The sequence below is a fragment of the Massilia glaciei genome, assembly GCF_003011895.2.
Taxonomy (GTDB): Bacteria; Pseudomonadota; Gammaproteobacteria; order Burkholderiales; family Burkholderiaceae_D; genus Telluria_A; species Telluria_A glaciei.
This window is the reverse complement of the sequence record NZ_PXWF02000197.1, coordinates 1-1,732: the sequence shown is the minus strand read 5'-3', so window position 1 is coordinate 1,732 and position 1,732 is coordinate 1. Positions and strand designations below refer to the sequence as shown.

Here is a 1,732-nt window from a genome sequence, read left to right as displayed (position 1 = left end):
CCGCTTAGAACAAATTCACCGTGGAAGGCGGGCCGATCCCCGCGCCAGAGAGCCTCCGAGTCGGTTAATATATCTTTCTTTTTGAATACTCTGGAGTGCCCTCGATGGCTGCAAGCAGTTTATTGGCGTTGATCGATGACATCGCGACGATCCTCGACGATGTCGCCCTGATGAGTAAAGTCGCGGCGAAGAAGACCGCCGGCGTGCTCGGCGACGACCTCGCCCTCAACGCCCAGCAGGTCTCGGGCGTCGATCCCGAGCGCGAACTGCCCGTGGTCTGGGCGGTCGCGGTGGGTTCGCTCAAGAACAAGGCGATCCTGGTGCCGGCCGCGATGGCCATCAGCGCCTTCGCGCCGTGGGCCATCACGCCGCTGCTCATGCTCGGCGGCGCCTTCCTGTGCTACGAGGGCTTCGAGAAACTGGCGCACAAGTTCCTGCACTCGCCGGCCGAGGACGCGCAACACCACGCCGAGCTGTCCAAGGCCCTGCTCGACGAGACGGTCGACTTCGTCGCGCTCGAGAAGGACAAGATCAAGGGCGCCATCCGCACCGACTTCATCCTCTCGGCCGAGATCATCGTCATTTCGCTCGGCACCGTGGCCGGGGTCGGGCTGGGCAAGCAGTTCGCCGTGCTCACCGCGATCTCGCTGCTGATGACGGTCGGCGTCTACGGCCTGGTCGCCGGCATCGTCAAGCTCGACGACGCCGGCCTGCACCTGAGCAAGAAGGCCAACGCCGGCGCGCGCGCCTTCGGCTGGTTCCTGCTGGCGGCCGCCCCCAAGCTCATGAAGACGCTGGCCGTGGTCGGCACCGCCGCCATGTTCATGGTCGGCGGCGGAATCCTGGTGCACGGCATTCCGGCGATGCACCACGTGGTCGAGGCGGCGGTGCACATGGTCGCGCCGCTGCCGCTGGCCGGCCCCGCGCTCGCGTGGGTGACCCCGGTCCTGATCGACGCGCTCGCGGGCCTGGTCGCCGGCGCCGCCGCGCTGCTGGCCGTGACGGCCGGCATGCGAATCTTCAAGCGCAAGGTCGCCAGTCCGGCGCCGTGAGTTCGGGCGGCGGCCAGGCTAGCAGCCTGCCGGCCGCCCAAACTTACGGCGCGCTTACAAGCGCCCCGCGAAGCGTTGTTTTTCCCGTAAGCCGTGTTTACGAATATTGACATACTGAACGCCCCGCATCAGTATCGATGGGCGTCCAGCTCATGCTGCCGACCCAGGCGTCTGTCACTTTCTTCGTACGGCAATCAAGGGAATCAAACATGCAAAAGACGTCCGCTCCACAGAAGCACCTGCTCGCAACCGCCATCACCGCCATGTGCGCCACCTTGTGCGCCGGCGGCGCGGCCATGGCGCAAACGGCGGCCACGCCGCTCGACCCGGGCGCCACCGTGGTGGTCACCGGCACCCGCGTGGCGAACCGCTCGGTGCTCGACACGAGCGCCCCGGTCGACGTCATTTCGGCCGACAGCCTCAAGCAAAGCGGCAGCACCGAGATCAACCAGGCGCTGGCCGTGGCCCTGCCATCGCTCAACTTCCCGCGCCCCGGCCTGGCCGACGGCACCGACACCATCCGCCCGGCCACCCTGCGCGGCATGGGTCCCGACCAGACGCTGGTGCTGGTCAACTCCAAGCGGCGCCACGCGTCGGCGCTGGTCAACGTCAACGGCACCATCGGCCGCGGCTCGGCCTCGGTCGACCTGAACACCATCCCGACGGCGATCGTCAAGACG

General features: G+C 67.3%; 2 protein-coding genes. Both read left to right on the top strand.

Translation table 11 applies throughout. The features are described from left to right. Positions 1 to 104: 104 nt before the first annotated feature. Entirely contained in the window at positions 105 to 1,052 is a 948-nt protein-coding gene (locus C7C56_RS12055; protein WP_106757640.1) for a DUF808 domain-containing protein, read from the top strand. Between the two features lie 209 nt (positions 1,053 to 1,261). Further along, positions 1,262 to 1,732, top strand: a 471-nt coding sequence (locus tag C7C56_RS12050; RefSeq protein ID WP_181373144.1) for a TonB-dependent receptor plug domain-containing protein, incomplete at its 3' end; no start/stop codon positions are given.

What these genes read in the sequence shown, in the direction of transcription:
- C7C56_RS12055 (WP_106757640.1), top strand. Translation starts at nt 105, where the DNA reads ATGGCTGCAAGCAGTTTATTGGCGTTGATCGATGACATCGCGACGATC.